This is a genomic window from Sorangium sp. So ce693, assembly GCF_051521375.1.
Lineage (GTDB): Bacteria > Myxococcota_A > Polyangia > Polyangiales > Polyangiaceae > Sorangium > Sorangium atrum.
In genome coordinates this window covers 2,290,895-2,317,848 of record NZ_CP150347.1, presented here as the reverse complement: position 1 = coordinate 2,317,848, position 26,954 = coordinate 2,290,895, and the positions used below count along the sequence as shown (strand labels likewise).

25 protein-coding genes are annotated in these 26,954 nt (G+C 69.7%); 10 read left to right on the top strand and 15 right to left on the bottom strand.

The window, feature by feature from the left end:
* Window positions 1–901: 901 nt before the first annotated feature.
* The 5 genes from WMF14_RS08855 to WMF14_RS08835 form a co-directional block, all read right to left on the bottom strand.
* Window positions 902–1,270, bottom strand: a complete 369-nt coding sequence (locus tag WMF14_RS08855) for a hypothetical protein (RefSeq protein ID WP_437800026.1) — start codon at window positions 1,268–1,270, stop codon at window positions 902–904.
* A gap of 1,693 nt (window positions 1,271–2,963) precedes the next feature.
* Window positions 2,964–3,176, bottom strand: coding sequence for a hypothetical protein (locus WMF14_RS08850; protein WP_437800025.1), 213 nt, complete (start codon window positions 3,174–3,176; stop codon window positions 2,964–2,966).
* A complete protein-coding gene (locus WMF14_RS08845; protein WP_437800023.1) occupies window positions 3,173–3,733 on the bottom strand; it encodes a sigma-70 family RNA polymerase sigma factor in 561 nt (186 codons plus the stop codon). Before WMF14_RS08845 ends, WMF14_RS08850 begins: the two co-directional genes overlap by 4 nt.
* 56 nt (window positions 3,734–3,789) lie before the next feature.
* Entirely contained in the window at window positions 3,790–4,677 is an 888-nt protein-coding gene (locus WMF14_RS08840) for a helix-turn-helix transcriptional regulator (RefSeq protein WP_437800021.1), read from the bottom strand.
* Between the two features lie 119 nt (window positions 4,678–4,796).
* The gene (locus WMF14_RS08835) at window positions 4,797–5,876 is read right to left on the bottom strand and encodes an RNA polymerase sigma factor (RefSeq protein ID WP_437800019.1); all 1,080 of its coding nucleotides are present in this window, start codon (window positions 5,874–5,876) and stop codon (window positions 4,797–4,799) included.
* A gap of 345 nt (window positions 5,877–6,221) precedes the next feature.
* Here WMF14_RS08835 and WMF14_RS08830 point away from each other — a divergent pair, with 345 nt between their 5' ends.
* Genes WMF14_RS08830 through WMF14_RS08820 form a run of 3 tightly spaced genes read left to right on the top strand, consistent with a single transcriptional unit; the run spans window position 6,222 to window position 10,452 of the window.
* Complete coding sequence (locus WMF14_RS08830) at window positions 6,222–7,214, top strand: PEGA domain-containing protein (protein WP_437800018.1); 993 nt, start codon at window positions 6,222–6,224, stop codon at window positions 7,212–7,214.
* 51 nt (window positions 7,215–7,265) lie between these two features.
* The gene (locus WMF14_RS08825) at window positions 7,266–8,885 is read left to right on the top strand and encodes a hypothetical protein (protein ID WP_437800016.1); all 1,620 of its coding nucleotides are present in this window, start codon (window positions 7,266–7,268) and stop codon (window positions 8,883–8,885) included.
* A gap of 37 nt (window positions 8,886–8,922) precedes the next feature.
* Window positions 8,923–10,452, top strand: coding sequence for a hypothetical protein (locus WMF14_RS08820; RefSeq protein ID WP_437800014.1), 1,530 nt, complete (start codon window positions 8,923–8,925; stop codon window positions 10,450–10,452).
* Window positions 10,453–11,406: 954 nt separating this feature from the next.
* Here the strand turns inward: WMF14_RS08820 and dnaK are convergent.
* Window positions 11,407–13,305, bottom strand: a complete 1,899-nt coding sequence (dnaK, locus tag WMF14_RS08815) for a molecular chaperone DnaK (protein ID WP_437800012.1) — start codon at window positions 13,303–13,305, stop codon at window positions 11,407–11,409.
* Window positions 13,306–13,311: 6 nt separating this feature from the next.
* Window positions 13,312–13,815 carry an aminoacyl-tRNA deacylase gene (locus tag WMF14_RS08810; RefSeq protein WP_437804474.1) on the bottom strand — a complete coding sequence of 168 codons (504 nt, stop codon included), beginning with the start codon at window positions 13,813–13,815 and terminating at the stop codon, window positions 13,312–13,314.
* Between WMF14_RS08810 and WMF14_RS08805 the strand changes: the two genes are divergently transcribed.
* On the top strand, window positions 13,749–14,402 hold the full coding sequence (locus WMF14_RS08805; protein WP_437800010.1) for an HAD family hydrolase: 654 nt from the start codon (window positions 13,749–13,751) through the stop codon (window positions 14,400–14,402). The two genes, WMF14_RS08810 and WMF14_RS08805, sit on opposite strands and share 67 nt — an antisense overlap.
* On the top strand, window positions 14,399–15,088 hold the full coding sequence (locus WMF14_RS08800) for a TMEM175 family protein (RefSeq protein WP_437800008.1): 690 nt from the start codon (window positions 14,399–14,401) through the stop codon (window positions 15,086–15,088). The genes WMF14_RS08805 and WMF14_RS08800 overlap by 4 nt, the downstream gene beginning before the upstream one ends.
* 82 nt (window positions 15,089–15,170) lie before the next feature.
* Here WMF14_RS08800 and WMF14_RS08795 read toward each other — a convergent pair whose 3' ends face one another.
* The 4 genes from WMF14_RS08795 to WMF14_RS08780 all read right to left on the bottom strand — a co-directional run bounded on the left by WMF14_RS08795 (window position 15,171) and on the right by WMF14_RS08780 (window position 17,486).
* Window positions 15,171–15,284, bottom strand: coding sequence for a BON domain-containing protein (locus WMF14_RS08795; RefSeq protein ID WP_437276791.1), 114 nt, complete (start codon window positions 15,282–15,284; stop codon window positions 15,171–15,173).
* A gap of 323 nt (window positions 15,285–15,607) precedes the next feature.
* Window positions 15,608–16,024, bottom strand: coding sequence for a CBS domain-containing protein (locus WMF14_RS08790; protein WP_437800005.1), 417 nt, complete (start codon window positions 16,022–16,024; stop codon window positions 15,608–15,610).
* A gap of 121 nt (window positions 16,025–16,145) precedes the next feature.
* Window positions 16,146–16,748, bottom strand: a complete 603-nt coding sequence (locus tag WMF14_RS08785; RefSeq protein ID WP_437800003.1) for an HdeD family acid-resistance protein — start codon at window positions 16,746–16,748, stop codon at window positions 16,146–16,148.
* Between the two features lie 141 nt (window positions 16,749–16,889).
* The gene (locus tag WMF14_RS08780) at window positions 16,890–17,486 is read right to left on the bottom strand and encodes an Hsp20/alpha crystallin family protein (protein WP_437800001.1); all 597 of its coding nucleotides are present in this window, start codon (window positions 17,484–17,486) and stop codon (window positions 16,890–16,892) included.
* A gap of 631 nt (window positions 17,487–18,117) precedes the next feature.
* Between WMF14_RS08780 and WMF14_RS08775 the strand changes: the two genes are divergently transcribed.
* On the top strand, window positions 18,118–19,269 hold the full coding sequence (locus WMF14_RS08775; RefSeq protein WP_437799999.1) for a zinc-dependent alcohol dehydrogenase: 1,152 nt from the start codon (window positions 18,118–18,120) through the stop codon (window positions 19,267–19,269).
* Between the two features lie 26 nt (window positions 19,270–19,295).
* The gene (locus WMF14_RS08770) at window positions 19,296–19,706 is read left to right on the top strand and encodes a hypothetical protein (RefSeq protein WP_437799997.1); all 411 of its coding nucleotides are present in this window, start codon (window positions 19,296–19,298) and stop codon (window positions 19,704–19,706) included.
* A gap of 475 nt (window positions 19,707–20,181) precedes the next feature.
* Here the strand turns inward: WMF14_RS08770 and WMF14_RS08765 are convergent, their stop codons facing one another.
* A complete protein-coding gene (locus WMF14_RS08765) occupies window positions 20,182–20,844 on the bottom strand; it encodes an HAD family hydrolase (RefSeq protein WP_437799995.1) in 663 nt (220 codons plus the stop codon).
* 136 nt (window positions 20,845–20,980) lie between these two features.
* A complete protein-coding gene (locus WMF14_RS08760) occupies window positions 20,981–21,943 on the bottom strand; it encodes a PfkB family carbohydrate kinase (protein WP_437799993.1) in 963 nt (320 codons plus the stop codon).
* Window positions 21,944–21,963: 20 nt separating this feature from the next.
* Here WMF14_RS08760 and WMF14_RS08755 point away from each other — a divergent pair, with 20 nt between their 5' ends.
* The 3 genes from WMF14_RS08755 (at window position 21,964) to WMF14_RS08745 (ending at window position 24,348) form a co-directional block, all read left to right on the top strand.
* Entirely contained in the window at window positions 21,964–22,713 is a 750-nt protein-coding gene (locus WMF14_RS08755) for a transketolase-like TK C-terminal-containing protein (RefSeq protein WP_437804165.1), read from the top strand.
* 370 nt (window positions 22,714–23,083) lie between these two features.
* Window positions 23,084–23,281, top strand: a complete 198-nt coding sequence (locus WMF14_RS08750) for a hypothetical protein (RefSeq protein WP_437799991.1) — start codon at window positions 23,084–23,086, stop codon at window positions 23,279–23,281.
* Between the two features lie 83 nt (window positions 23,282–23,364).
* Window positions 23,365–24,348 carry a YfdX family protein gene (locus WMF14_RS08745; RefSeq protein ID WP_437799989.1) on the top strand — a complete coding sequence of 328 codons (984 nt, stop codon included), beginning with the start codon at window positions 23,365–23,367 and terminating at the stop codon, window positions 24,346–24,348.
* A gap of 73 nt (window positions 24,349–24,421) precedes the next feature.
* On the opposite strand, the gene WMF14_RS08740 is transcribed toward WMF14_RS08745, so the two are convergent.
* Both WMF14_RS08740 and WMF14_RS08735 read right to left on the bottom strand, forming a co-directional pair.
* Entirely contained in the window at window positions 24,422–26,308 is a 1,887-nt protein-coding gene (locus WMF14_RS08740; RefSeq protein ID WP_437799988.1) for a potassium transporter Kup, read from the bottom strand.
* The gene (locus WMF14_RS08735) at window positions 26,305–26,841 is read right to left on the bottom strand and encodes an HdeD family acid-resistance protein (protein ID WP_437799986.1); all 537 of its coding nucleotides are present in this window, start codon (window positions 26,839–26,841) and stop codon (window positions 26,305–26,307) included. The genes WMF14_RS08740 and WMF14_RS08735 overlap by 4 nt, the downstream gene beginning before the upstream one ends.
* Window positions 26,842–26,954 lie beyond the last annotated feature (113 nt).

The window sequence follows — 26,954 nt, the reverse complement described above, 5'->3', positions numbered from 1 at the left end:
GCGCGGCGCCTCATGGTGGCGCGGGTAGGCAGCGGCGACGCGCGCTGACGGCCGCGCGCCTGGGGCCGCACGAGATCGCCCGTGCGCCACCGTCGCCCGCGGACCCGGCCGACGGTTTCGCCGTGAGCAGGCCACCGTTGATGACGGCCGCAGCTGGAGTTGCACGACGTCGCCCGTGCGCCACCGTCGCCGCAGGCGCGATCCGCCTCCGCACCGTGGGCAGGTCGCCATTGACGGCGCGCTGACAGCCGCGCTCCTGGAGCTGCGCGACATCGTCCGTGCGCCACCGACGCCGCGAGCCCGGCCGGCGGTTTCGTCGTGGGCAGGCCGCCCTTGATGACGGCCGCACCTGGCGCTGCACGACATCGCCCGTGCGCCACCGACGGCGCGAACGCGATCCGGCTCGAGCTCGCCGTGGGCAGACCGCCCTTGGTGACGGCCGCACCTCGAGCTGCGCGACATCGCCCGTGCGCCACCGTCGCCGCAAGCCCGGCCGGCGGTTTCGTCGTGGGCAGGCCGCCGTTGATGGCGGCCGCACCTGGCGCTGCACGACATCGCCCGTGCGCCACCGACGCCGCGAGCGCGATCCCACTCGCCTCGCCGTGGACAGGTCGCCCTTAACGGCGCGCTGAGGCGTGCGCCTGGAGCGGAGCTGCACGACATCGCCCGTGCGCCACCGACGTCGCGAGCGTGATCCCGCTCGGCCTCGCCGTGGGCAGGCCGCCGTTGATGACGGCCTCGCCTGGAGCTGCACGACGTCGCCCGTGCGCCAGCGTCGCCCGCGCCGTGAATAGGATCGGCGAGCGGACGCGATAGGCACGCACGGGTGAGGTACGCGGCGGAAGTGCAACGCGACGCCGCTTTATGTGCTCGACTGGCGCACTTCCCGCCGGGCAGCGCTTCACCGCAGAGGAGCATGCCGATCACCCGGACGTGGGCTTGGCACCGCGCGCGTCCCGCGCTCCGCCGCCTCCCACGCGGCTCGCAGGCTGCTTTCAAGTTTTCCTCCCCCCTCCATCGGCGGTCCCATTCGTTTCAGCGCCTCCAGGCGCACAGCCTCCAGCCTCGACCGGCGCGGCGCCGTCGCCCGGCGCTTCTCCACGAGCTCACCGAGCACCTGCGCCGCGCGCTCCCACTGCTCCGCCGCCCCCGGCGCGTGCGCGATCCTTCGCACGGCGTTCCAGGGCGCTTCAAGCTGATCACACAGGTTGCCGATCTCGGGGTGCAGCCGTGCGATCGCGCGCAGGTGGCACCGGGTTTGCTTGTTCATCTGGAAACACTCTTCCAGGACGTGGCTCGGCGCGCGGACAACTCCGCACGCGAGCTCGTACCAGCGCCGCGAGCTCATGCGTCTACAAAAGCACCGAACCACAAACCTGCCAGAGCGAAGCCTTCATTTTCCGTTCAACTTTAAAGAGCGTTAAAGCACAGTACAAGAGTCGGCTACTGGCGAGGGCGACGGCATTAAAGTCTGATGTAGTGCGCGACCAAGAGGACGCCGGTTCTCACGTGGCACCGTGACCTGACTGGCATTCGCTGGGGCCCGGTCACGTGACCTCGGTGTGCTGGGTGACCCCCCCGGGCGGTCCCACGGCCCGGCCGTCGAGCGGGGCCAGCTCGCCCGACGCCGCGGTCGCGAGCCGCGATGGCATCCACCTGGGCGAGCTCCGCCTTGCGCCTGCGCCAAGCCTCCCGCCTGGACGAGCTCCGCGGCCCCGTGCGCCGAGTTCGCGCCCCGCGTCAGGCCGCCCCGCGGTCGTGCCCGTCGCGCGCCGCCCTGTGGCACGCGTACGCAACAAAACGGAGGTGGGCGGCTCGCCGGAGCCCCTCAGCCGACCCCGCGCAAAATTACCAAATCGACCCCTTCGCGACCCCCCCAAATTGGCCCCTCGGGCGCTCCTTCGAAGCGGTCTAACTGCGCGTCATCAGAGCGGTTTCCACACCTGACCAGATCCCGGTAACTCGCGACGAGATACCGGATCGTCAGAATTACCATTTCGGGCCTCCTCACGGGCTCTCGTTCAGGCTCCGTCCCGAACCCGAAACACACAACAACCGAGGTTTGTATATGGCAGGAGCAGCTACCCTCGCGCTCTGGCGGCCCCCGACGCGCGGTCGTCGGGCCGCGCTGGCGGGCGACGCTGCTGCACGGGCGGCATCGTGCGCAGCCCCAGGCGTTCGGCCGTCAGCGTGCGGTGACCGCGACCTGCCCCACGGCGCGCTCCGACGAGCCGCCCGCGCGCGGCACGGCCACGCATCGGCGACGTCGTGTAGCTCCAGCCGCGTGGTCGCCAACACTCCGCCAACGCAGTCGAGCGCCGTCCTGCCCACGGCGCCACGCCGGGCCGGGAGGCGGACAACGCTGGCGCACGGACGGCGACATCGCCACGCCAGCGGGCCGGCGTCGCGGCGGTCGGCTCGCCTCCGTGACGCCGCCCACGCTCCCCGCGCCCGTGACGGGCGCGAGGCCAAGCGCCAGCGGCGGCCCTTCACGTCAGACCGGGCAGACCGGACGATGGCGCGCGCGATCGGCCAGCTTGGCGCCTCCGACTGTCTCCCGAGAAAATGTCTCCCAGGGCGCCTCGCGCGCCGATCCGGGCCGCGCATGGCGACGCTGAACGCGGGCGCCATGTTGGGGCCCTGCACCCGTCGAGCGCGTGGGAGACCATGGGGCTGCCGGCCGACGTCGCAGGCTCGCCGAGATCCCTCGCGTCCGCCCGGCTTCAACTGCGCACGGTGAACACCATCTCTTGTGGGAATGGAATCCAGCGCGACCCCTTGCGTGTGCGTGCAGAACCTACACGATGTCGATTCGCCGCGCTCGACTCGCGCATCGTGATCAGAGTCGCACGCCTGGAGCGGCACGACGTCGTCCGTGCGCCAGCGTCGCCTGCGAGCGCGGCCCGATGGCGGCACCGCGGGCCTTTTGCGTCGACGCCACGATGACGCGGGTTCGTCGGCAGCTAGATCGGGGCCTCGTCATCCCTCAGAAGCCCATCAATCTTGCTTAGCAGTTCTCGCTTGACCCGCTGCCGGTTCAGTTCGTCTTCGTAACCGGCCTTGACAGATGCTACCTTGGCGACGCCCTTCAGCAGCATCAGAGCGTCGATCATTCGCTCCGCCTCGTCGTCATCCAGGTCGCGCCGGAAGTGAACAACCAGGCCCTTGACGCTCATTGCAGGCCCACTCCCCGCGGAGAGATCTCGCCGGCTTCCCGAAGCATAAGGATATTACGCAACTCACCGATGGCCCGTGCCCGTCGCCTGTAAAGCGTGGAGAGGGGCAGCCCTGCATCTTGGGCGATCTGGGCCATCGAAACTCCGCCTAAATCGTGTGCCACGAGAACGAGTCGCAGCACCGGATCGAGCTCATTCACGGCATCCATGGTGCTGGCCCTGACGTTGTCGGACTCCATCACAGCAGCAGCATCTGGCGCTGGATCAAGCACCTCGATCGAACTGACCAATTCCTCCCTGCGCTTTCGCGCACGCTCATGGTAGTGGGAGGCAACGTGTACGGTGATCGCGTTCAACCAGCGCTCCGGCCTGCCGCGTTTCGGATCGAACCTGGGCCAGCTCTCGCAAGCGTTGAGCCAGACCTGGCCCGCGACGTCGCCACGCTGGCACTGAGGGACCCCCATCCTCTCCAACCAGAGCAACACGGCACGAACCAGCATCGGGCAAAACAAGCGCGCGTACGCCGCAGCGCGCTTTCCTTCATCCGGACAATCCATGACTTTACCCCCCTTGCGAAATCGCACCCTATGATGAAGGCGAGGCACGGCTGCGCTCACCCATGGCTCCCTACTCCCGGAAGTGTCGTGTTCAGCGGAGAGCGCTCTACGTCCTCCCAATCGGCAATGTTCGCGGAACCCGGCCCGCCTTCGTCACGCTGTACCGGGAAGCTCGTCAGCGTGGCAGCGCGCCGGGCGGGCTCAGTCCCCGTGGTGGCGCGGACAGGGAGCGGCGACCTAAGGCGCGGCGGCGGCGGCGGCGGGAGCTTCGCGCGCGGGCTCATGGCCGCGAGCTCGGGCGACAGCACCACAGGCGGAGGAACGTCGAGCGCGCGGGGAGGTAGCGTCGGCGGCGTCGAGCTCTGCGCCGGCGACGACGCAGGACGCGCCGCGCTCTCGCGCTTGGTGACGGGCTCGCCGACCTGGATCACCACGGTCTCCTCGGCGTCCGTCCGGTGGTCGTGGTGCAGCTGCCAGAGGCGCTCCCAGTACCGCGCCGGCGTGCCGGTGAAGGCCTCCAGCTGCCGGGCAAGGCCGGGCGTCATCGGGAGGTCGCTCCTCAGCAACCGTTCCACCTCCCTCGGCTCCAACCCCGTGCTCTCGGCCAGCTTCCTCCTCCACGAAGGCGTCGTCGCGCAGAACGACTCGAGGACCCTTCCTGGCCAGGGGACGAGGCGCGCGCGGGCATCTGTCGGCTCCGCGAGCGCCGCATCCACGTGACAGTCCAGAAGGCGCCGGCATCGGTCCCGGTCCCCCACTGCCTTCTCCTTCGCATCGATGAGGGCTGCCTCCTCGTCGTCATGCGCGTGCTCGCGCGCCTCGCGAAGCCCGCGCTCGCGTCCCAGCGCTTCGCGCGCGGTGACCGCGAAGCCGATCGCGACACAGGCTATCATCGCGAGCCCGAGCGGCGAGGCGAGCCACATCGCACCCAGCATGTCCTCCATAGCAATTTTCCTCCTGGACGTAAGCATTCCTACGCAAGACAGATCTCGGCCCTGTGCTGTCTGGTCTGAAGACACCATCAGCGTCACCGTCAGCTCGCCGTCGATCGACGGCCGACGATTCAGCGAATGTGCCTGAACAGCGCTTCGCGCTCCGCTGCGAGCCGACCGCGCGGAAACTCCCGCGCATGGGCTTCGAGCAGCAGGCGCGCCTCGTGATCGCCCTCTCCGTCGCTGTCCTCAATGGCCCTTCGGGCCTGGCTGATCAGGCGCATCTCGCGTGCGGTGACCACTGGCCACACGGGGCGCCCCGGGGACGAGATACGAGGTGCTGTCGCCACAGAGGGCGCGGGCGTGCTGCTCGCCACAGCCTCAGCGCGCGCGCTGCCTGTCGCCGCCGGCGAAGCGCTTTCGGGCGCGGCGGGCGAGGCAGCGGAATGCGCGCTGTCACGTGAGCCTTGCGCCGTGACGTCGTCTGGTGCGGGCGCGCGCCCCGGTGCGCGGAATGCCGCCGGGTGCAGCCACGATTCCGCGCTGGGCAGCGGCGGCACCGCCGAGAGGAGCGCGCCGGTCAAGACGACGAACGCACCCTGCACGACGATCCTCACGCCCAGCCGGCGCAGCCAGGCCGTCCACGACGCACGGCGGTCCAGCCCGAGCACCAGCGGAACGCAGGCGCTCTCGTCCCTACCGTGCGCGGGTTGCCGGGCCCTCCACCGCTTTGAAGCTGCATCGAGTCGATCCCAAGCCCGGCGGTGCTGCGCCCTCACTGTATCCAACGGGACGTTCAGCTCGGCGGCGATCGTGGAGAGCGGTGTCCCCTCCAGCTCGTGCTTGACCAAGAGATCCCGGTACTTGGGGCCGATCCGGTCGAGCAAATCCCGGGTCAGCTCTTCCCGCTGCCGCAAGCGCAGCAGTTCCTCCGGCGTGGGGCATTCGTCTCGGGGATCGCGCTCCTCGAACGACGTCAGCACCTCTCCGCGGCGGCGCTCGTTCCGCCTGTGCTTCCGTGCCTCGTTGAGGGCGATCGTGACGAAGTACCGCGCCGGATCGCCGCTCAGCTCTACCCGCCTCGCCGCTTCCAATCCCCGCAGCAGCGCGTTCTGCGCGACGTCCTCGGCGTCGCGCGCCGGCACGCCGTGGAGCCTGGCCAGGCGCCGGAAGCGGTTGAAGCTGAGGAGATGGGTCGCTGGCTTGCCCACGGTTAGGTAGCATCCCTGCGCCGCTCGAAACGGTGCAGGAAAGTGCAAGGAGCGGCAACTTCGGTAGCACCAGGTGGCACCGATACATGCGTTCAGGCGATCGAGCCCTCGCTGCCGCGAGGAGGCGATCGCATTGCCGCACTCGAACGCAATTTGCCACTGCCAGGGCCACTTTGCATCGATTCGCTCTCGTTGACGCCGCGCGGCTGGCGCGAGTACCGTCCAACCATGCGATGTTCCGCATGCGCTCTGCTCTTCTCTGCGCTCCTCGCCGCATCCGGCGCTGCGAGCTCGGCCAGCGCGGAGGACGCCTATCCGGCGCCAGGACCACGTGACGGCGCAACGGTGAAGGACCATGTTCGCCGCGGTCGCAGCGCACGCAACGCCGGGCAGTGGACCGAGGCATACGCCGCCTACAAGGCCGCCTTGGAGGCGGCAGACCCAGCGTCCAGCACGGAGCGAGAGCGCGCCGAGCTCGCCGGCGAGCTTGGTCTCTGCGAGCTCGCGCTGCGCAAGTACCGCGATGCCGCCGAGCACCTGGCCTTTAGCCTCGAGCAGCGCACGGCGCTGCCGCTCGCGCTTCAGCTACGATTCGAGAAAGGAGAGCGCGAGGCAACATCGCACGTCGCGACACTCGTGCTCTCGGTCGATCCGCCGGACGCCGAGGTGCTCGTCGACGGCAAGTGGGTAGGCCGGGTCGCGCGGACGTACAAGCTGTTTTTGGAGCCCGGCCAACGCATGGTGCGGGCCCGCGCACCGGGCCGCCAGGATGGTTTCCATGAGTTCGGGGCTGTGGCCGCGACGGCGTACAACGTCAGAATGCCGTTGGCGCATATGGCGGTGAGCCAAGCTCCGGAGAGCGCGCCGGGTTCACCGAAGGAAACGCCGAAGACCAGGAGCTCGTCGCCTGCAGCGCGGGGCCGGCCGCCCAGCCCCTGGACATCCTGGCCAGGCGCCCTGCGCATCACCGGTATCGGGTTGACCTTGGCGACAGGCTCGCTCGGTGCGGTCTTCCTGGTTCGTGCGAGGACCGCCGACGGAGACCTGGACGAGCGGAACGCGAAGCTCGACGCCGTGGGCGTCTCTCAAGGGGTATGTCGGGGAACGCCGAAACCCTCCGCGTGCGGCGAGCTGACGAGTCTCCAACGAGAGCGCGATCTCTTCGCCGGGCTCGGCACGGCGATGATGGTGACGAGCGGTGTGGTGGGCGCTGCGACTCTGGCTTCGTTCTTCACGGACTTCTCTTTATTGCAGGCTGAACCCACCAAAGCTCGGGTCGCGCTGGTGCCGACGGTCGCGCCGACACAGGCCGGCCTCGTTGCGTACGGCGCGTGGTGACCAGGGGGCCAGGACATGCGTCTTCTCGAACCGCGACGAATGCGGCTGCTGTTGGCTGTAAGCACCGTCTCCACGGTCGGCGCGGCCGGCCTCTCCGGGTGCGCTTACGACGATAGCTGCTACGACCGACGCCTCTGCCTCACACCGCCGACGTCTCTCTGTGACGGCGACCCCACCACGGCGCCGGCGCTCGACGAATGCGGGGTGTTCGTCAGCACGTCGTCGGGTGACGACAGCAACCCCGGCACGAAGGGCGCGCCGGTGAAGTCCCTGCAGCATGCGATCGGGCTCGCCGCGAGCGGACGAGACCACGGCGAGGCGCCGACCCGGCGCGTGGTTGCGTGCGGCGGCTTGTTCGAGGAGGAGATCTCGCTGCCTTCTGGGGTCGACCTCTGGGGCAGCCGCCTCTGTAATGACGGCGGCGATTGGTCGTATGAATGGTCGGGCATCGGGCCGAATGCGTCGACCGTCATCGCTCCGCCCGTGGGGATCCCGGTGCGCGTCCTCGGCGGGGATGACGCGGTCAACGCAGGGGACGACGCGGTCAACGCAGGGGACGACGCGACGTCGGTGATCTTCGGCGTGCGCGCCGTGGCGGCCGACGCCTCCGCGAGCGACCACAAGTCGTCGTTCGCGATGCTCCTGAGCTATGGAGCCAGGGCAATCGTGCGGGGGAGCGAGATCCTCGCAGGCGACGGTAAGGATGGAGAGCCGGGCGAGGACGCGCCGAACTACCGGGCGGACGCCGGCGCTTTGGGGAACGACGGCGTGGATGCGTGTACGGCGAACATGGCGCCGGGCGCCCTTCCGGTCGTGACCGTGTGCGGCGAGGGGATCGAGTCGACGGGTGGCCAGGGGGGCGATGGAGGCCTCGAGACGGGCGATGATGGGACGTCAGGACTGCCGGAGCCGGTCGAGATTCCGGACAATCGCGGCTCGGCTGGCACCGGCGCGTCGAGCATGCCGTGCACGGTTGGGGGCCGCGGAGCAGACGGCTCCGACGCGGAGCGCGCTGCCGGAGCGGCAGGCGCCGGCCTCCTGGGCGTCGAGGGATGGGTCGGCCCCCGCGGGGAGAACGGGAAGCCGGGCGGCGTCGGTCAGGGCGGCGGCGGGGGTGGCGGTGGCAAAGGGCGCGACGCCATGAACGCGTGTCCGGCGGGTCGGCCCCAGGGCGGTGCGGCCGGCGGATCGGGGGGCAGCGGCGGCTGCGGCGGCAAGGGGGGCAAAGGGGGCGATTACGGCGGTGCGAGCATCGGGATCGTGGCCTTGCAGGGGAGCTCCCTCACGGTCGACGCCAGCACGGTCCTCGGGGCCAAGGGCGGCGACGGCGGGGTCGGCGGAACGGGCCAGTGGGGAGGCTTTGGTGCCGGCGGCGGCCTCGGCGGAAACAAGCTTCTGACCGACACGTCGCGAGGGTGCGCCGGCGGCGATGGCGGCAACGGCGGCCGCGGGGGCGATGCCGGCGGTGGTCTTGGCGGCCACTCGCTCGGCATCGGCTCCCTGGGCGCCTCGGTGGCCATCTTGGAGAACTCGACGGTCTCGCCCGGACAAGCCGGCACCGGGGGGATCGGCGGCAACGCAACCTTGGAAAGCGGGCTCGGCCAGGGGCGAGACGGGACTTCGCTGTTCTGGTACCGATTCGATGCGCCAGACCCGGAGCCGCCTCGATGAACCGCCCTGTGCTGGCGGCGCACGTCAGGAGACGCCCATGAGGAAGACCACCGCTGCTACCTTCGTCCTTCTCTTGTCGCCGTGGGCCACTGGCTGCGGAACTGCTCCCGGTGTGAACGACCCTGGCGTGACGCCGTGTGAAGGCACCTCGTGCGAGGACGAGCCGCCTCCCGAGTCGGTCTGCGTCGAGCACGTCGCCGCCGATATCCTCGACGACGGCTGCGGCGTGTTCCTCGCCGGAAACTACGGTTTCGGCGACGACAGGAACCCCGGAACGAAGGCGAAGCCGGTGTACACCGTCGCGCGCGCCATCGAGCTCGCGCGCGCTGGACGAGGGCGCGTGTTCCTCTGCAACGACGGATTCGTCGTGGAGGAGATCCGGGTGCCCTCCGGCGTGGATCTCCTCGGGGGCTTCCACTGCCGGAGATGGGATCGCGACCCTCTACGCCCACAGACCACGTTTACTCACGATCGGGTCTTCGGCCCCATGGTGATCGTCGAGCCTGCGGGCCCCGAGGACACGGGGGCCGCGGACGGGGTGTCGACGCTCGCCGATCTCTACGTCCGGTCGGCGGGCCTGGTCGGAGTGCTCGTTCAGTCGAACACGGCGGTGGAGATCCTCCGCAGCGAGATCTCCGCCCGCGGTGGACTGGGAGGGGAGGCTGGCGAGAAGTGGAAGACCTCGCAACCCACCGGACCGGATGGCATGTTCGGTGGGGACGCGTGCACTGCGGCCGTCGTCGCCGGCGGCCCTGCGGTCGTGAACCGGTGCGAGAGCGGGCTCACGAGCATCGGTGGCAAGGGAGGCGATGGGCTGCCCGAAAGCGCCGAGGACGGAGGCGACGGGGAGCCCGCCGACCTTTTGCCGCCCGCACGCGGTGGTATCGGGGAGCGGGACAACGTCAGTTGCAGCAGCGGATCCGAGGGGGGCCCGGGGGCTCCGGGGACGCAAGGCGCGCCCGGCAAGGGCATCGGGCGCCTCACCGAGGCAGGATGGGAGGGCGACACGGGGGCCGAGGGGACCTGGGGCACGCCGGGCCAGGGCGGCGGCGGCGGCGGCGGTCGCTGGGGCGGGCTCGCCGTGTGCGGTGTGGCCTCCAAGGGAGGCCCAGCAGGCGGCTCGGGAGGGGCCGGCGGCTGCGGAGGCAGAGGAGGCCGCGGGGGAGCGAACGCACCGCCATCCATCGGCGTCCTCGTGCTTCACGCCCGGGTGACCGTGCGCGACACCAAAATCACGGCGGACTTCGGCGGCAATGGCGGCGACGGCGGGGAACCTCAGCGCGGCGGCATAGGCGGCCGAGGCGCACCGGGCGGAACGCTCGAGGATGAACTCGCCGCCTGTTTCGGCGGCCGGGGCGGCCAAGGAGGGCCAGGCGGCTACGGCGGCCCCGGGCGCGGCGGCGACTCGATCGGCGTCGCCTACCTCGACGAGGACCAGCTCACGCTCGAGGGCGTCACCATCGAGACCGGACAGCCGGGCAAGGGCGGCACCAGCTGGAACCACGATGGCAGCACGACGGTGGGAGAGAGCGGCGAGGCCCACAAGACGCTTAGGTTTCCCGAATAGCCGAAGTCACGTCCCGGCGAGGACGGCGCAGAGCTCCACGACGGCTACGAGGGAGCTTCGGAATCCGAGTCCACGAGCCAGCTATCCAGGAAGCTGGAGGCCCAAGCGACCATGGAGGCTGGCGGCTCGCCTTCACCATCCCACCCACCGACCAGGCTTCGATCTCGCGGATGGCAGCTTCGAGTTCGCGCCTCTCCCGCCGGGAATTCCTGGCGGCACGTCCATCGCGGAGATGGGTGCGACCCATCTTTTGATGGAGGCACGAATTTGCGGTGCCGAACCGTCGCGATCCGTCGCTTCAGCCGGGATCTTGGGGGTACCAGACCACCGATCGCAACCCTTCGGAAGGCATCGACCCAATCCGGGCCCAACCGCCGACGCCTGAGTTTGGCGGGCTCGCACCGGCCGACCCGTCGCATCGGGCCGCCGTGGTCGCCTCGCTCGCGGGCACGCTGAGCCGTGCCGTCGCCCTCGGCGATGAGGATGCGGCCCGTGTCGTCCACGAGGCGATCGGTCGGCTTCTCGGACTTCCGACGGAACCGGAGGGCTTAACAGGCAGACGCCGATAGCAAGACTCACGGCCGCCGGAAGGTGGGTACGCGGTACGCGGGGAGCGGCTGCGGAGATCAAGGAAGGCGTCGCGGCTATCGCAGAGACCCGGAATGCGCTCAAGGCCGTCGCGGAGGACAAGCGCGACGACGCGGTGGCGGCGCTCGAGCGGGCTACCGGCAAAGTCAGCATCCTCCTGGCCCGCACCCAGAGCGAGCGGCGCTGACGCCGCAGGCATCCAGGACCACCGAGGACCGCCCACGCGCCAGCGCTTCCGCAAACCATGGACAACCGCCGGCCCTGGCCTCCGGGCGACGAGCGCGCGGCGCGCCGATGCCTACGCCAGTTGCACTCCTCAGGAGCACGGCGTAGCCGGGCGGCTCGCCGCCTCGATATCGGACCTGCCTACGTCCCGGTCTCCTCGAACTCCGCGTCGATCACGCCCTCTTTCCCTCCGGTATCGCGCGCCCCCGAGGGCGGCGCCGGAGCCTCGGGCGGCTGGTCGCCCGCCTTCTCGTACATCACCCGGGCGACGCGGTGCGCCTCCTTCTCCACCTTCTCGAGCGCGGCCGCGACCTGGGCGTCGTCCTGCTGCTCGATCGCGCGACGGCCCTCGGCGATGAGCGCATTCAGGGCCGCGACGTCGGCGTCGGCGAGCTTGTCCTTGTTCTCCGCGACGGTCTTCTCGAGCGTGTAGCAGAGGGTGTCGAGCTTGTTCCGGCGCTCGATCTCCTCGCGGCGCCTCGCGTCCTCGGCCTCGTTGCGCTGCGCCTCGGCGACCATCCGTTCGATCTCGTCCTCCTTGAGCCCGCCCGACGCGGTGATGGTGATGCGCTGATCCTTGCCGGTGGCCATGTCCTTGGCGTGCACCGAGAGGATGCCGTTCGCGTCGATGTCGAACGCCACCTCGATCTTCGGCACCCCGCGGGGCGCAGGCAGGATGCCGTCGAGGTGGAAGCGACCGAGCGTCCGGTTGTACCGCGCCTCGGCCCGCTCCCCTTGCAGGACGTGGACCTCCACCGAGGGCTGGCCGTCGGCCGCGGTGGAGAAGACCTCCTTCTTCTGCGCCGGGATCGTCGTGTTGCGCGGGATCATCGGCGTCATCACGCCTCCGAGCGTCTCCACGCCGAGCGACAGCGGCGTGACGTCGAGGAGCAGGAGATCCTTGACCTCTCCGGAGAGCACGCCGGCCTGCACGGCCGCGCCGACGGCCACGACCTCGTCGGGGTTGACACCCTTGTGCGCCTCCTTGCCGAAGAAGCTCCGGACCGTCTCCTGAACCAAGGGGATTCGGGTGGAGCCGCCGACGAGGACGACCTCGTCGATCTGCTGGGCCGTCTTCTGCGCGTCGCCGAGGGCCCGGCGCACGGGCTCCATCGTCCGGTCCACGAGCGGCTTCATCATCTGCTCGAGCCGCGAGCGGGTGAGCACCTTCGAGAGGTGCTTGGGGCCCGAAGCGTCCGCGGTGAGGAACGGGAGGTTGATGGTGGTCTCCTGCACGTTGGAGAGCTCGATCTTCGCCTGCTCCGCCGCGTCCTTGAGGCGCTGGACGACCATCTTGTCGGCCGATACGTCGATGCCCGTGTCCCGCTTGAACTCGGCGACCAGCCAGTCGATCACCAGGTGGTCGATGTCGTCGCCCCCGAGGTGGGTGTCGCCGTTCGTCGAGATCACCTGCACCACGCTGTCGCTCACCTCGAGGATGGAGATGTCGAACGTGCCGCCGCCGAAGTCGTAGACGGCGATGATCTCGTGCTTGTTCTTGTCGAGGCCGTACGCGAGCGCCGCGGCCGTCGGCTCGTTCACGATGCGCTTGACGTCGAGCCCCGCGATGCGCCCGGCGTCCTTGGTCGCCTGGCGCTGCGCGTCGTTGAAGTACGCGGGGACGGTGATGACGGCCGCCGAGACGCTCTCGCCGAGGTACTCCTCCGCCGCCTTCTTGAGCTTCTGAAGGACGTGCGCCGACACCTCCGGCGGCGAGATGACCTTGCCGCGCACCTCGAATGCGGCGTCGCCGTTCTTCGCCTTGACGACCTTGAAGGGCACGCGCTTGGCCTCCTCCGTGACCTCCTCGAAGCGCCGCCCGATGAAGCGCTTCGCCGAGGCGATGGTGCCGAAGGGGTTCACGACCGCCTGGCGCTTGGCGATCTGCCCGATGAGCACCTCGCCCCGCTCGTCCCAGGCGACGACGGACGGGGTGAGGCGCGAGCCCTCCTGGTTGGGGATGACCTTGGGCTCCTTCCCCTCCATCACGGCGACGACGCTGTTCGTCGTACCCAGGTCGATTCCGATGATCTTGGCCATGGTAACCTACGCGACCTTCTTGTTGGGTTCCTGCGGCTCGGCATGCTCCGGGAGCTCGCCGCCGATCGTGAACGAGGCGACGCGCGGGCGCTCGAGGCGCGCGAATTCGTCATACGAGAGCTCGATGCAGTCGTTCGGGGAGAAGGCCGTGAACACGATGGCGGACGCGCTCGTCAGCCGCTCGTCGATGAGGGTGAGGGCGCCCATCGCCCCACCGAGCGGCGGGATCTGCCCGCCGGCCTGCGAGTAGGGCGGCTTCAGATCCGCGGGGCTGCCCTCGATCACCTCCGCGCGGAGCTCGTGCCTGAGCTCCGGCAGGCTCAGCCTCTCCCCCCGGGGCAGGCAGGCGATGGCAGGTTGCCCGCCGACGACGAGCACCTGCGTCTCTACTGCGAGGCCGCCCGGGGGGACGCAGTGCGCGACCGCCGGGCGCGGCTCGGGCGATGGATGGCTGGAGAGACGGAACGGTACGCCGTGCGTCCTCAGGTAGGCGACGACTCGATCGAGCATGGAGTCAACTCAAGCGATCATCGGACCAGACCCGCCGCATGCGCAACCTGCACAGGGACGGCGCAGGGCCGCGCTCAGCGCTGCGGCAGCAAGGACCCCGGAGAGCTCCTCGCCGCGGCGTCGCGTGCATGCCGCGCCCGTCCTCGCGGCGAGCACGCCCGTGCACGAAGTGCCCTGTGCAGCGCGCGGCGCCCCGTGCCGCCGGCGACGCTCGTCACCGTCCTTTGCCCTCGAGCGCGCTCCAGGGTACGAGCCGGGAGGCTCCTGCGCTCGATTCACGCCACGTCGCCCCACGCCGCGTCGTCGCGTCGCCCGTCGGAACGAGCACGCTCGGGTGCTGGGCCGGCGTAGCACACCTCGGCATTTCCGGTGCGGCCATCGCCGCGATCGGCGAGCTGCCGGACCATGTGTTCATGTTCCGGGAGAGCGGGCTCAGCATCGCCATGGGGCACGCGCGCGCCGTCGTGCAGCGGCAAGCGCGCTTCATCACGCTGTCGAACGACGACGAGGGCTTCGCGCACGCCGTGGAGACGTGGCTGCTCACGGCGAGCGGCGGCCAGCGAGGGAGAGGGCGAACGAGCCCATGACGGCCCCTCTGGCGAGCGCTCCCGGCGAGCGCCTGAGACCGCACCGACGCCGGAGGCTCGCCCTCGTCCTCGCGACGCACGAGGGGACGAGCCGCATTGAGGCGCTCAGCGACGCGGTGTTCGCGATCGCGGCGACTTTGCCGGTGATCGAGCTCAAGATCCCTCGAGGGCTGACCGACTCAGCTCGGCTCCTGGATGCGCTGGCGACGCAGTGGCCCGTCTACGTGGGCTACGTGATGAGCTTCGTGTACCTCGGGATCTACTGGAGCCACCACGTCCACGTCTTCAGGCTGTTCCGGCGCACGGACCATGTCTTCCTCAAGCTCAACGTGCTCTTCCTGATGACGATCGCGCTCATCCCCTTTCCGACGGCGCTCCTCGGCGTTTACTGGCACGCGCACGACGACAGGACGCGCACGGCGCTCCTCGTCTACGCGAGCTCGCTGTTCGTCACGGCGAGCCTGTTCCTGGCCATATGGCTGCACGCGACCCACAATCGCCGGCTGGTCGATCCGGAGCTGGACGATGATGTCATCCGAGCGACCACCGAGCGCTACCTCATAGGGCCGATCGGTTACGGCGCCTCGTTCCTCGTCGCACGGTGGAGCCCCGTCGCCGGCGCGCTCATCATCCTCCTGATCGCGCTGTTCTATATCCTGCCGGTCCAGCTCGTCAGGCATGGCTGAGGATCGCCCGCGAGTTCGGGCGCCGGAGGCGCGCTGGAGATCGATCCGGAGCCCCCACCTCGCGAGCTGCGCCGGGGCGTTATCACGGCTCGACGGTGATGAGGTTCTCGACGCAGTGGACGCCCGGAGCCGACCATGCCGCCCGCTCGGCTTCTTCCTTCTCGGCCCACGAGCGCACGCGGCCGAGGAAGATCACCTCGCCCTCCCGCACTCGACACGGATGCGCCGGGCGTCCATCCGGGCGCTCCCGACGAGCCCGCCGGTCCGGCGCCTGCGAAAGGCGGTCCCGTCAAGGTGTGTCTCGGCGCCACGCCGGCGCGAGGCGTCGCGCTACTCGAGGACATAGGCATCGCAGCGCACCCTGAGGAGCTCCATGTCGGCTTCGCCGATCATGAGCATGGCCTCGCGGTTCAGCGATTCATAGCGCCGATCTGCAGCAGTCGTGACGGGGGCGATGGTCGATGTTGTAGATGGTGCATCAGGGGCGCACGACGCCCGTCTCTTCGAGACGTCTATGGCTCAGGTATGGCTCAGGAGGTCTCTGGCGAGGCGGACATAGTCGGACGTGGTGACGATTCCGACGACGTGGAATCGTTCGTCGATGACCGGAAGACACCCAACCTTCAGATCGAGCAGCTTGCCGGCGGCCTCGGCGGCGTCTGTGCCGGGACGCACCGTCTCGACCACCCCGCGCATGATCTTGCACACGTGGAGCTTGGCCTTGTACTCGATCTCGTCGTCCTCCGACGGAATGCTGATGCTCGGAGGCGACACGTCGAGCACGTCCTGCCGGCTGACGACCCCGACCAGCACGTCGCCGTCGGTGACCGGGAGGTGCCCGATCTTCTCGCGGTTCATCGTCTCCTCGGCGTGCGCGACCGAATCGGTTGGAGCGATCGTGATGGCCGGGAATGTCATGATCTCATTGATGCGCATCGGATTCGACCTCCTCCTCCGCCAGGGCCACACCAGGGCGAACGGGTCGCGCTGAGGGCAGGCATCCAGGCGCTTCGAGCGGCCGCGCCCGCCGGCGCTCCGAACATGTCAGAGACCGGCCTCATGGACAGCAGCCGTACGGCTGAGCGACGACGAGCGTGGCGCGCCGCTCCGGACGCGGCGGACCGGTCACACGCGCGCGCTGGCCACGGGCCGGGGTCGCGCTGACCCCGATCAGCAGCATCGACGATCCGCTGATGATGAGGTTGACGCCGACGAGCAGGCCGAGCGCCCACGCCGCGGTGCTCGGCCAGCGCCACCAGATCAGGACCCCGAGCGCCAGCGAGAGCAGCCCATCGAACAGGAGCCAGCCCCAGGCCGGCATCCCGCGGTGCTGGATGGCGCGGATGATCCTGAGGAAGCCGTCTGCGAAGAAGAACGCCGCGAGGATCAAGGTCAGCGTCATCGTGCCTGTCACCGGGAAGGCCACGATCAGGACGCCCGCGACGATCTGGAACAGGGCGCTCACGAGGGACCAGGAGGAGTTGGCCCATCGCGGGTTCCGGACGGCGTGGATGCCCTGGAGGAGGCCGCTCACCACCAGCACGCCCCCGATGACGACCGCCGAGACCAGCGAGGCGATCACGGGCATGACGATCGCGAGCACGCCAAGCACCAAGAGGGCGATGCCGAGCCCCACGAACGAACCGCGGTTCTCCTGCACGGCATGAGCATCGACCAACCCCAATCCGAAGCTCGTCGTGCGGATAGGATCCTCCAAGCGACCAGCCATGTGCATCCCCTCCTCTTCCTGCGCCGCGGCGTCGCGAGCGCGAGCAGGATAGACCTGGCCACTTCCCAGGGTCTACGCTGCCTTCTTTTCGCCCGTCGCAGCCCTCTCGGCTTCGGCCGTCGTCCCGGCCCTCTCGGCCGGCTGCCCGGATGCGAGCTCCTTGCCGCCCGCCTCCTTGCGGCCGCCGATCTGGACGCGGCGTGACTGCATCTCCGCCTTCTTGGGCACCGAGATGTGGAGCACGCCGTCCCTGAGCTCGGCCCTCAGCCTGTCGAGATCGGCGCCTTCGGGCATCACGAACGAGCGGCTGAACGCCCCGTAGGAGCGCTCGTAGGCGAAGAACCGCTCGTCCTCGCGCTGTTCCTCCTCCTCCCGCTTGCCACTCACCGTGAGCCGGTTGCCGGAGATCGAGACCTCGAGGTCCTCCTCGCGCACGCCGGGCAGGTCGATGTTGAAGACGTAGCTGTCCTTGGTCTCCTTGATCTCGATATCGGGCGCGAACGCCGTGCGCGCCGCCTGGACCATGCCGGCGAACGGGTCGGTGCCCACGAGGTCGCGGATGATGCGAAAAGGATCGAGCGCGCGGAACGGAGCCGTCATGCGCGTGGGATCCCCGGCGGTGGCGAGCGACTGCTGCGGCTCGCCTCGTCGAGTGCTTAGATTGGCCATCGTAGCCTCCTTCTTTCTCCCCCTCCACTGCAAGCATCAATTGTGCGCGCCGCACGGCGGCGCAAGTGCACGATGCGCGCCGAGGAGCCTCCCCTCGCGTTCGCCGGATCGACGCGCTCCGGAGCGGACGCATGCCGGACTGCCGTTCATCCGGTCACGCAGGCGGGAGAGGACGCGACGGCTCCGGAGCGACGGCTCATGCTGCTCGCGTGCCTCTCCTCGACCGCAGAACGGAAGAGCGCGGTCGGAGCATGGTCCGAAATGGCTCACGCGATGCAAGCTCGCGAGCTCAAGGCTGACGAGCTCGAGGTGAGGCTGCCGGGCAGTTGCCAGCGCACCGACGAGAACATCGCCCGATGTGTCGTGGCACCGACATGGCTGCGCGTTCGAGTTGAACACGGAGCTCCCGCTCTCCTCGAGGAAGGCGCACGACGAGACGAAGCGCCAGAACCAGGAGCTCGATGGATCAGCGGTAGATGTCCGGGTTTTCAAACGATGGACAACCGTCCTCCCTGGCCTCTGGGCGGCGAGATCGCGGAGCGCCGGTGCCTACGCCGGTTGCACCCATGAGCGTGCGCGCTGGGTTCGCTCCTTGCATCGCCCCCATCGAGCAAAAGGGGAGGTGGTGCGAATGCTGGCGCTCACATACCATGGGCCGAAATGCGTCCGTGTCGAGGAAAACCCGGAGCCTCGGATTCAACATCCGAATGACGTGGTCCTGCGTGTGAGTCGCGCCACGATCTGCGGCTCTGACCTGCATCTCTATCATGGCTACGTGCCCGACACGCGCGTCGGCACCATCTTCGGCCATGAGTTCACCGGCGTCGTGGAGGAGGTCGGGCCATCCGTGCGGACCCTCCAGTGCGGCGACCGCGTCGTGGTGCCGTTCAACATCGCCTGCGGTACGTGCTTCTTCTGCCAGCGAGACCGCACCTCCGCCTGCGAGAACACGAACCCGCTCACCACGATCACCGGCGGGATCTTCGGTTACTCGCACACCACCGGCGGCTACCAGGGCGGCCAGGCCGAGCGCGTCCGCGTCCCCTTCGCCGACGTCGGCCCCATGAAGATCCCCGACGACCTCTCGGACGAGGACGTGCTCTTTCTCTCGGATATCCTCCCCACGGGATACCAGGCGGCGGAGATGGGAGACATCGGCCCCGCGGACACGGTGGCTGTCTTCGGCTGCGGGCCCGTCGGCCTCGTGGCCCAGCGGTGCGCCTGGCTCCTCGGCGCGCGCCGGGTCATCGCCATCGATTCGGTCGGTTACCGCCTCGATTTCGCGCGCCGGTACAACCAAGCAGAGACGCTCGATTTCAGCAAGGTCCCTGATGTCGTCTCCGTCCTCCGGGAGATGACCGACGGCCGCGGGCCGGATGTCTGCATCGATGCGGTCGGTCTGGAGGCGAACGGCTCGACGCTGCACGACGTGCTGGGCAAGACGCTCATGCTCGAGGCCGGCTCGCCCGTCGCCCTCAACTGGTCGATCCAGTCGGTCCGCCGCGGCGGGAGGGTCTCGATCATCGGCGTCTACGGGCCGCCGTGGAACCTCGTCGACGTGGGCGCGGCCATGAACAAGGGACTGACGATCAAGACCGGGCAATGCGACGTAAAGCGGTACATGCCCCACCTGCTCGAGCACATCCGCAAGGGGATCATCGACCCGAGGGCGCTCATCACGCACCGCGTCCCGCTCGATGCGGCCGCGGAGATGTATCGCCTGTTCGCGGCGAGGTCCGACGGGATCCTCAAATGCGTGCTCATCCCGTCGGGCGCCAAGTGAGCTCTTTCATCGAGGAGGAAACGATCATGGAAGCCGAGATCGCGCGGCCGATGGAGCAGCCGTACTGGGGAGTTGATCTGTGCCCGGAGGACAGGCCCGGCGTCCCGAGAGAGGCGCCGCCACACCTCCTGGCGTGGGCGCACTGGACAGAGCCCGAGCGGCAGCCGATCGAGGGTCGCGTGCTCAGGCGCCCAGGGCTCGCCCGCCCGACGCCGGTGTTCAGCACGGCGTTGCCGCCGAGGGGGGCGAGTGGCGCGCTGCGCCGCGTGGCCTACGAGATCCCGGATCACCAGCTTCCCCACACGATCCTGCTGATGATCGCGGACCGGGTCGACGTGCTCGAGAGCCTCCCTCTCCTCTTCCAGAGGCGGGCCGTCAGGGCGGGCAAGCTCAGGACAGCTGCTCTGAGACGTCGCCGCGAGCAGAGAGGGCGCTGATCCTCTCTGCTCGGCTCCCGCTGCGCCGCCGTGGCGCGGGGTCGCCCCGGGCAGACGGCGCAGCCGGGCGGCTCGCCGTCGCGGCATCGGACCTGGCTACGCCCCCGTCTCCTCGAACCCCGCGTCGATCACGCCCTCTTTCCCTCCGGTATCGCGCGCCCCCGAGCGCGGCGCGGGAGCTCCGGGCGGCTGGGCGCCCGTCTTCTCGTACATCGTACATCACCCGGGCGATACGGTGCGCTTCCTTCTCCACCTTCTCGAGCGCGGCCGCGACCTGGGCGTCGTCCTGCTGCTCGATCGCGCGGCGGCCCTCGTCGATGAGCGCATTCAGGTTCGCATCCGGCTCGACCCTGCGCCGGAGCTCGGCATCGGTGTGCCACGGCGAGCGGCGGCGGCCAGTGAGGGAAAGGGCGCACGAGCCATGACCGTCGACTGCCGCGTTGCGCGCGGCGGAGGCCGACCCGCCGGGCGGTCCTCAGGGCAGGACGCCGAGTTCGTCGAGCGCGGCGCCGAGCTCCGCGGGGTCGCGGTACACCCGGTACGCCCCCGCCGCGAGCAGCTCGTCCTGCCCGTACCCACCGGAGAGCAATCCGACCCCGAACATGCGGGCCCGGCGCGCGGCGAGCAGGTCCCATACGGAGTCACCGACAACGTAGCAATCCTCGGCCGCCACACCCAAACGCTGCTGGCACGCGAAGAAGAGATCGGGCGCGGGCTTCGCGCGGCGCACGTCACCGCGAGCAACCACGACCATGCCCGGCGGGAGGTCGAGCGCCGCGAGCGAGGCGTCGATCTCCGGACGCCGTCCGGAGGTCGCGATCCCGTGCGGCACCCCCGCATCGCGCAGGTGACGGAGCAGCGCCACCGCTCCAGGGAGCGGGCGTCGCTCCGGCAGGATCTGCTGGAAGATCTCGCCGTGGCGCTCCTGGACGAAGCGCGCCTGCTCGGTCGCGAGCGGGTGGCCGACCTCGCGCGCCACCGCGCGAGCGAAGAGCCCGCCGCTCATCCCGATGCGCCGGTGGACCCGCCAGGCGTCGATCGGCATGCCCGCCTCGGCGAACGCGCGCTGCCACGACAAAACGTGGGCATAGACCGTGTCCACCAGGGTCCCATCGAGATCGAGAATGATCGCGTGCACAGCGCTTCCTCACTGATTCCTCTGGCGCCGGAAGGCTGCTTCAGCGTCAGCGCTCCCTCGAGCTTGAACCTCCGGCGCTTTTCCTCGTCCTCGTGGGCTCCCCATCGACCTTGGCGCCCGAGCGCCCACGGCCCCGTCAGGCGCCATCGTCGAGCTCCCACGACCGTCCCGTGGTGACCTCGAGCAATCGAAGCACGGCGCCCCGGCGCGGAAACGCCCGGACGTCGTGCTCCGGGCCCACGAGAGACTGCGCGGCGGTCGCCAGCGTGGTCGCGTCCTCCAGCGAGCGTCCCTCGGCGCGCGCCGCGGCGAGCGCGGCGACGAATACCTCGTCGGAGGCCTCGGTGTCGGCGTTGGGCGCGGCGAGGCGGGGGAACATCCGGGAGCCGCGCTCCGTGACGAGCAGGTGCCCGTCGGGCCCCGCGTCGATCAGCACCGCTCCGGGCCCGCGCGCGCGGAGCGCCTCGGCTGCGGCGATCGCGGTCGCCGGACTGCGGACCTCGACGCCCACGAGCGCCTTGGCCTCCCTTGCGGTCGCGTGGAGGATCTCGACCCCCTGCAGCTCGTCGCCCGAGAGGGCCTCCATCGCGCCGGCCGCGTCGAGAACGACGCGCGCATGCGCGATGCGCGCCAGCCCGATCGCCCGCTGCGCAGCCTCACGCGTGACCTCGAGCGAGACCAGCACGGCGCGCGCAGAGGCGATGACGTCCGCAGCGGCCTCGACGTCGAGGGGCGAGATCGCCCGGAACGGGTCCGGGAAGATCATCGCCTGCCGCATTCGCGACGGATCGAGGTGGACGAGCGCGGCGCCGGACGAGACGGCCTTGTCGCGCCGGAGCCACCGCGTCGCGACGCCCTCGCCGTCGAGCCGGCGGAGCAGGGAGTCCGCGCGCTCGTCCTGCCCGATGGCCGCGACGAGCGCCGCGGGCGACCCCAGGCGCGCCGCCGCGACGGCCTGCCGGGCGCCACGCCCGCCGAGCATCTCCTCGAAGGCCGTCGCTACGACCGTCTCTCCCACCTTCGGCAGCCATGGGCCGTGGGCGACGTACTCGACCCACAGCCTCCCGACGGCGATGAGCTCGGCGCTCGATTCCGCCATGAACAACCCCCTCTCCGACTCTGCATCACGCGCGCCATGCCGCCGGCGTCACATGCCGGCGGGGAAGGTCTCCAGGGGCTCCTTCTCGGCCCGCTGCGAGAGCGCGCCTCGGCTCGATCGGGGTGTACACGCACGACAGTATCGGCGTGGGCGAGGACGGGCCCACCCACCAGCCGGTCGAGCACCTCGCCGCCCTCCGCGCCATTCCTGATCTCGTGGTCATCCGGCCCTGCGACGCCAACGAGACCCGCTGGGCGTGGCAGATGGCCGTCGAGGAGCGCCGCCGGCCGACGCTGCTGGTGCTCACCCGCCAGGCGGTGCCCACGCTCGATCGCGACGTGTTCGCGCCGGCGAGCATGCTCCGTCGGGGCGCTTATGTGCTCGCCTGCGATGGATCCGCCAACGATCCGGAGATCGTGCTCATGGCCAGCGGATCGGAGGTGGCGCTGATCGTCGACGCCGCGGAGATCCTCAGGCGAACAGGCGTCAGGGTCCGGCTGGTCTCGATGCCGTCATGGCGCCTGTTCGAGGAGCAGACCGCCGCGTACCGCGAGGGCGTGCTCCCGCCCCACGTCGCGCGTCTGGCGGTGGAGGCCGCATCGCCGTTCGGCTGGGAGCGCTGGACCGGGGAGCGAGGGGACATCGTCGGCGTGCCTCGCTTCGGGGCCTCGGCGCCCGGCAGGAAGGTGCTCGAGGAGTATGGGATCACAGTCGACAACGTTGCCCGACGCGCGCTCGCGCTGGTCTCGGGTGCGCGGGCGAACGGTTGAGGGCCCGCCTCGCAGCCTCCTCCACCTCCATGTGGATTCCCGGCCACGGGGGCGCCTCGACCGGCAGCCCCGGGTAGACCTGGACGAGCACCTGTAGGCGTGGAGCACGACGACCTCGGCGCTGAAGCAGGGGGCGAGCTGCTTCACGAGGTCGAGCGCTCGGAGCGAGCGCTTGCCCGAAGTCGACCGGCACGAGGATGATGTCTTGGGCGTGCCCCTCCGGCGCGCCTGTTCGCACGTGATTCTCCATCAGTCCCTCCGCTTTTGCGTGGAGGGAACGCAAACGCGATACCGAGCATCATGTGGTATTGACGCGCCGAGGCCCGGCGGCATGCTCGCAGTGAAGGCAGCGGAGGAGGGAGGTTCTCCGATGATTGTGCAGTTCATGGAGCGCGCCACCGGAACGGCCGTGTACATCAACCCGGCCTACGTCATGACCGTGCGACCCGACCCGACGGACCCGGACCACCTCAGCGACGTCAAGCTCCGGGACGGAGAATCCGTCGAGGTGATGGGCGACCACCGGCAAGTCGCGGAGAAGCTCACCCGGGCAGAGGTGGCGAGCTAACGGACGCTGAGCGACGCACGCTCGGCGGCGTCCGGCCGGCTGGTGGGCAGGCAACCGGAGATCGAGACCCGAAAGGACAGCAGATGAAGGACACAAGAAGCACATCGAGTTCGGTGCTGGCGATGTCCTTGGCCTTGTGCATGGGACTGGCCTCGTGCGAACGCGCCCGGGAGCATGGCGGGACATCCGCGTCTCTCCTCGCGCCGAGCGAGGCACAGGCGCTACCTGACACCAAGAAGCAACCGAAGGAAGGCGAGCGACAAATGAAGCCCGAGATGCGGCCCGAGGTAGAGAAGCAGCGGAAGGAGGCCGAGCAGCAGGGCGAGAAGACGCTGGACAAGGAAGCCATCGCGGCCATCACTGAGACCCGGAATGCGCTCAAGGCCATCGCGGAGGACAAGCGCGATGAAGCGGCGGCGGCGCTCGAGCGGGCTACTGGCAAAGTCAGCATCCTCCTGGCCCGCAACCCGGCGGCGGCCCTCATCCCTGTCCAGCTGGAGGTCGACATCATCGACGTGGCGCCGGTGGACATTCAGGCCGTCAAGGAGATCGCCAAAGCCGCGGGGAGGGCCGTGGAGGACAAGAACTATCCGGTGGCGCGGGTGGTGCTCTTCGGTCTGACCAGCGAGATCCGCACCCGCGTCTACAACCTGCCACTCGCGACCTATCCGGCCGCTCTTGGCGAGGCCGCCCGTCTGCTCGAGCAGAAGAAGACCAAGGAGGCCGGCGTGGTGCTGCAGACGGCGCTCAACACCCTGGTGGTGATCGACCGTGTCAGGCCGCTGCCGATCGTCGCCGCGCAGGCCGCGATCAGCGAAGCCCAGGCCCTGCGCGAGAAGGACAGGGACGGAGCGCAGCGGCTTCTGGCCACGGCCAGGCACGAGCTCGAGCGCGCGAAGGAGCTCGGATACGCGGGCAATGACCCGGAATACGCGGCCCTGCACAAGGACATGTCGGACATCGAGGCACAGCTCAAGAACAAGGAAGACGCGACCTCGGCCTTCGCCAAGCTGAAGGATAGGATAGCGGCGTTCTTCAAGCGGCAGTCCGAGAGCGAGCGGCGCTGAGCGCAGGCATCCACGCGCTTCGAACCGCCGCGCCCGCCGGCAGCCTGATCCAGAGGGCGCTTGCGGAGGCGCGCTAGAGATCGATCTGGAGCCCTATCTCCACCACCTGGCTCGGCGGCAGCTCGAAATAGGCGGACCGCGGGACCGCGTTGCGCAACATGAACGCGAAGATGCTCTCGGCGACGTGGCCCATGCGGCCCCGGTCGGTCGCCAGGAGCGTCTCGCGGCCGACGTAGTAGGTGAGGTCGTCGACGTCGAACGGCTCGCCGCTCCGCTCCGCCGCGGCGACGAGGCAGGAGGGGACATGCGGGCTCTCCATGAAACCCATGCGGATCCGGAGCCGGTAGAAGCGGTTGCCGCCGAGCGACGTGAGCTCGATGCGCTCCCCCTCGGGCACGCGGGGCACGTGCTCTGTGAGCACGGTGAGGAGAATGGCCGTCTCGTGCAGGACCTTGTTGCGCGCGAGGTGGTGCGCGAGGCTCGGCGGCGTCTTGTCCGTGCTCGTGAGGAACACCGCTGTGCCGGGCACGCGCGCGGGGCGCTTCGCGTCGAGCTCCCGCAGAAACGCGCCGAGCGGCGGGGCGGTCTCGACGACAGCCTCGGCGAGCAGCGCGCGGCCCCTCTTCCAGATGGCCATCAGCCCGAAGAGGGCAGCGCCGACGAGGAGCGGGATGTACCCGCCGTCGCGCAGCTTGAGCAGGGTTGCGCCGAAGAAGGCGAGGTCGCCGGCGAGGAACACGACCAGCAGCGGCAGCGCCTTCACGCGAGGCCAGCGCCAGGTCCTCCGCGCGACGCCGTAGAAAAGGACGGACGTGATCGTCATCGTCCCGGTCACGGCGATGCCGTATGCGGCCGCGAGGCGGCTCGACGCCTTGAAGCCGAGGACCAGCGCGACGCACGCGACGGCCAGGGCCCAATTGACTACGGACACGTAGACCTGCCCCTCCACCTCGCTGGAGGTGTGCTTCACCGCGGTCCACGGGAAATATCCGAGCTGCACCGCCTGGTGCGTCAGCGAGAAGGCGCCGGAGATGATCGCCTGCGACGCGATCAGGGTGGCCATGGTCGAGAGCGCGACCAGGCCGTAGGTGGGGATCCCCCGCGGCACCATCTCGAAGAACGGATTGCCGGCGGCCTCGGGATGGCCAAGCAGGAGCGCCCCCTGGCCGAAATAGTTGAGCACGAGCGCGGGGAGCACGAGCCAATACCACGCCCTCCGGATCGGCCCGCGACCGAAATGCCCCATGTCGGCGTAGAGCGCCTCGGCGCCGGTGATGACGAGCACGACGGCGCCGAGGAGAGCAAAGCCGTGGACGCCGTGGTTCAGGAAGAAACGCACGGCGTGCGCCGGCCGTAGGGCGTCCAGCACCGACGGGTCGCTTGCGATGAACCGGAGCCCGAGCAGGGCGAGGACGATGAACCAGAGCAACATGATCGGGCCGAAGACCCGGCCGACGTTTGCCGTCCCCCAGCGCTGCGCGCCGAAGAGGAGCAGCAGGATCGCGCACGTGATCGGAACGACGGCGGGCTGGAGCCGCGTGGTCGCGACCCCGAGCCCCTCGACGGCGCTCAGCACGGAGATGGCCGGGGTGATGATCCCGTCGCCGTAGAGGAGCGCCGCGCCGAACACGGCGAGCGCCGGCATCCAGCCCATCCGCGGCGAGCGCTGCGCCCGCACCCGCTCGGGCAGGAGCGCGAGCAAGGCGAGGATCCCGCCCTCTCCCCGGTTGTCCGCGCGCATGATGAAGGTGAGGTATTTCAGGGTCACGACGAGGAGGAGCGACCAGAAGATGAGCGAGAGCACGCCGAGGATGTTCTCGGGCGTGGGCGCGACGCCGTACTCGCCGTGGACACACTCCTTGAAGGCATAGAGCGGGCTCGTCCCGATATCCCCGAAGACGACGCCGAGCGCCGCAACGACGAGCGTGGCGCGCCGCTCCGGGCGCGGCGCGCCGGTCACACGCGCGCGCTGGCCACGGGCCGGGGTCGCGCACTGACCCCGATCAGCAGCATCGACGATCCGCCGATGATGAGGTTGACGCCCACGAGCAGGCCGAGCGCCCACGCCGCGGTGCTCGGCCAGCGCCACCAGATCAGGACCCCGAGCGCCAGCGAGAGCAGCCCATCGAACAGGAGCCAACCCCAGGCGGGCATGTCGCGGTGCTGGATGGCGCGGATGATCCTGAGGAAGCCGTCTGCGAAGAAGAACGCCGCGAGGATCAAGGTCAGCGTGACCGTGCCTGTCACCGGGAACGCCACGGTCAGGACGCCCGCGACGATCTGGACCAGGGCGCTCACGAGGGACCAGGCGGAGTTGGCCCATCGCGGGTTCCGGACGGCGTGGATGCCCTGGAGGAGGCCGCTCACCACCAGCACGCCCCCGATGACGACGGCCGAGACCAGCGAGGCGATCACGGGCATGAGGATCGCGAGCACGCCAAGCACCAAGAGGGCGATGCCGAGCCCCACGAACGAACCGCGGTTCTCCTGCACTGCATGAGCATCGACCAACCCCAATCCGAAGCTCGTCGTGCGGATAGGATCCTCCAAGCGACCAGCCATGTGCGTGCCCTCCTCTTCTTCTTGGAGCTGAAGTTTCATCGCGA

What these genes read in the sequence shown, in the direction of transcription:
- WMF14_RS08855 (WP_437800026.1), bottom strand. Translation starts at nt 1,270, where the DNA reads ATGAACAAGCAAACCCGGTGCCACCTGCGCGCGATCGCACGGCTGCAC.
- WMF14_RS08850 (WP_437800025.1), bottom strand. Translation starts at nt 3,176, where the DNA reads ATGAGCGTCAAGGGCCTGGTTGTTCACTTCCGGCGCGACCTGGATGAC.
- WMF14_RS08845 (WP_437800023.1), bottom strand. Translation starts at nt 3,733, where the DNA reads ATGGATTGTCCGGATGAAGGAAAGCGCGCTGCGGCGTACGCGCGCTTG.
- WMF14_RS08840 (WP_437800021.1), bottom strand. Translation starts at nt 4,677, where the DNA reads ATGGAGGACATGCTGGGTGCGATGTGGCTCGCCTCGCCGCTCGGGCTC.
- WMF14_RS08820 (WP_437800014.1), top strand. Translation starts at nt 8,923, where the DNA reads ATGAGGAAGACCACCGCTGCTACCTTCGTCCTTCTCTTGTCGCCGTGG.
- dnaK (WP_437800012.1), bottom strand. Translation starts at nt 13,305, where the DNA reads ATGGCCAAGATCATCGGAATCGACCTGGGTACGACGAACAGCGTCGTC.
- WMF14_RS08805 (WP_437800010.1), top strand. Translation starts at nt 13,749, where the DNA reads ATGGATGGCTGGAGAGACGGAACGGTACGCCGTGCGTCCTCAGGTAGG.
- WMF14_RS08810 (WP_437804474.1), bottom strand. Translation starts at nt 13,815, where the DNA reads ATGCTCGATCGAGTCGTCGCCTACCTGAGGACGCACGGCGTACCGTTC.
- WMF14_RS08800 (WP_437800008.1), top strand. Translation starts at nt 14,399, where the DNA reads ATGACGGCCCCTCTGGCGAGCGCTCCCGGCGAGCGCCTGAGACCGCAC.
- WMF14_RS08790 (WP_437800005.1), bottom strand. Translation starts at nt 16,024, where the DNA reads ATGCGCATCAATGAGATCATGACATTCCCGGCCATCACGATCGCTCCA.
- WMF14_RS08780 (WP_437800001.1), bottom strand. Translation starts at nt 17,486, where the DNA reads ATGGCCAATCTAAGCACTCGACGAGGCGAGCCGCAGCAGTCGCTCGCC.
- WMF14_RS08775 (WP_437799999.1), top strand. Translation starts at nt 18,118, where the DNA reads ATGCTGGCGCTCACATACCATGGGCCGAAATGCGTCCGTGTCGAGGAA.
- WMF14_RS08770 (WP_437799997.1), top strand. Translation starts at nt 19,296, where the DNA reads ATGGAAGCCGAGATCGCGCGGCCGATGGAGCAGCCGTACTGGGGAGTT.
- WMF14_RS08760 (WP_437799993.1), bottom strand. Translation starts at nt 21,943, where the DNA reads ATGGCGGAATCGAGCGCCGAGCTCATCGCCGTCGGGAGGCTGTGGGTC.
- WMF14_RS08750 (WP_437799991.1), top strand. Translation starts at nt 23,084, where the DNA reads ATGATTGTGCAGTTCATGGAGCGCGCCACCGGAACGGCCGTGTACATC.
- WMF14_RS08745 (WP_437799989.1), top strand. Translation starts at nt 23,365, where the DNA reads ATGAAGGACACAAGAAGCACATCGAGTTCGGTGCTGGCGATGTCCTTG.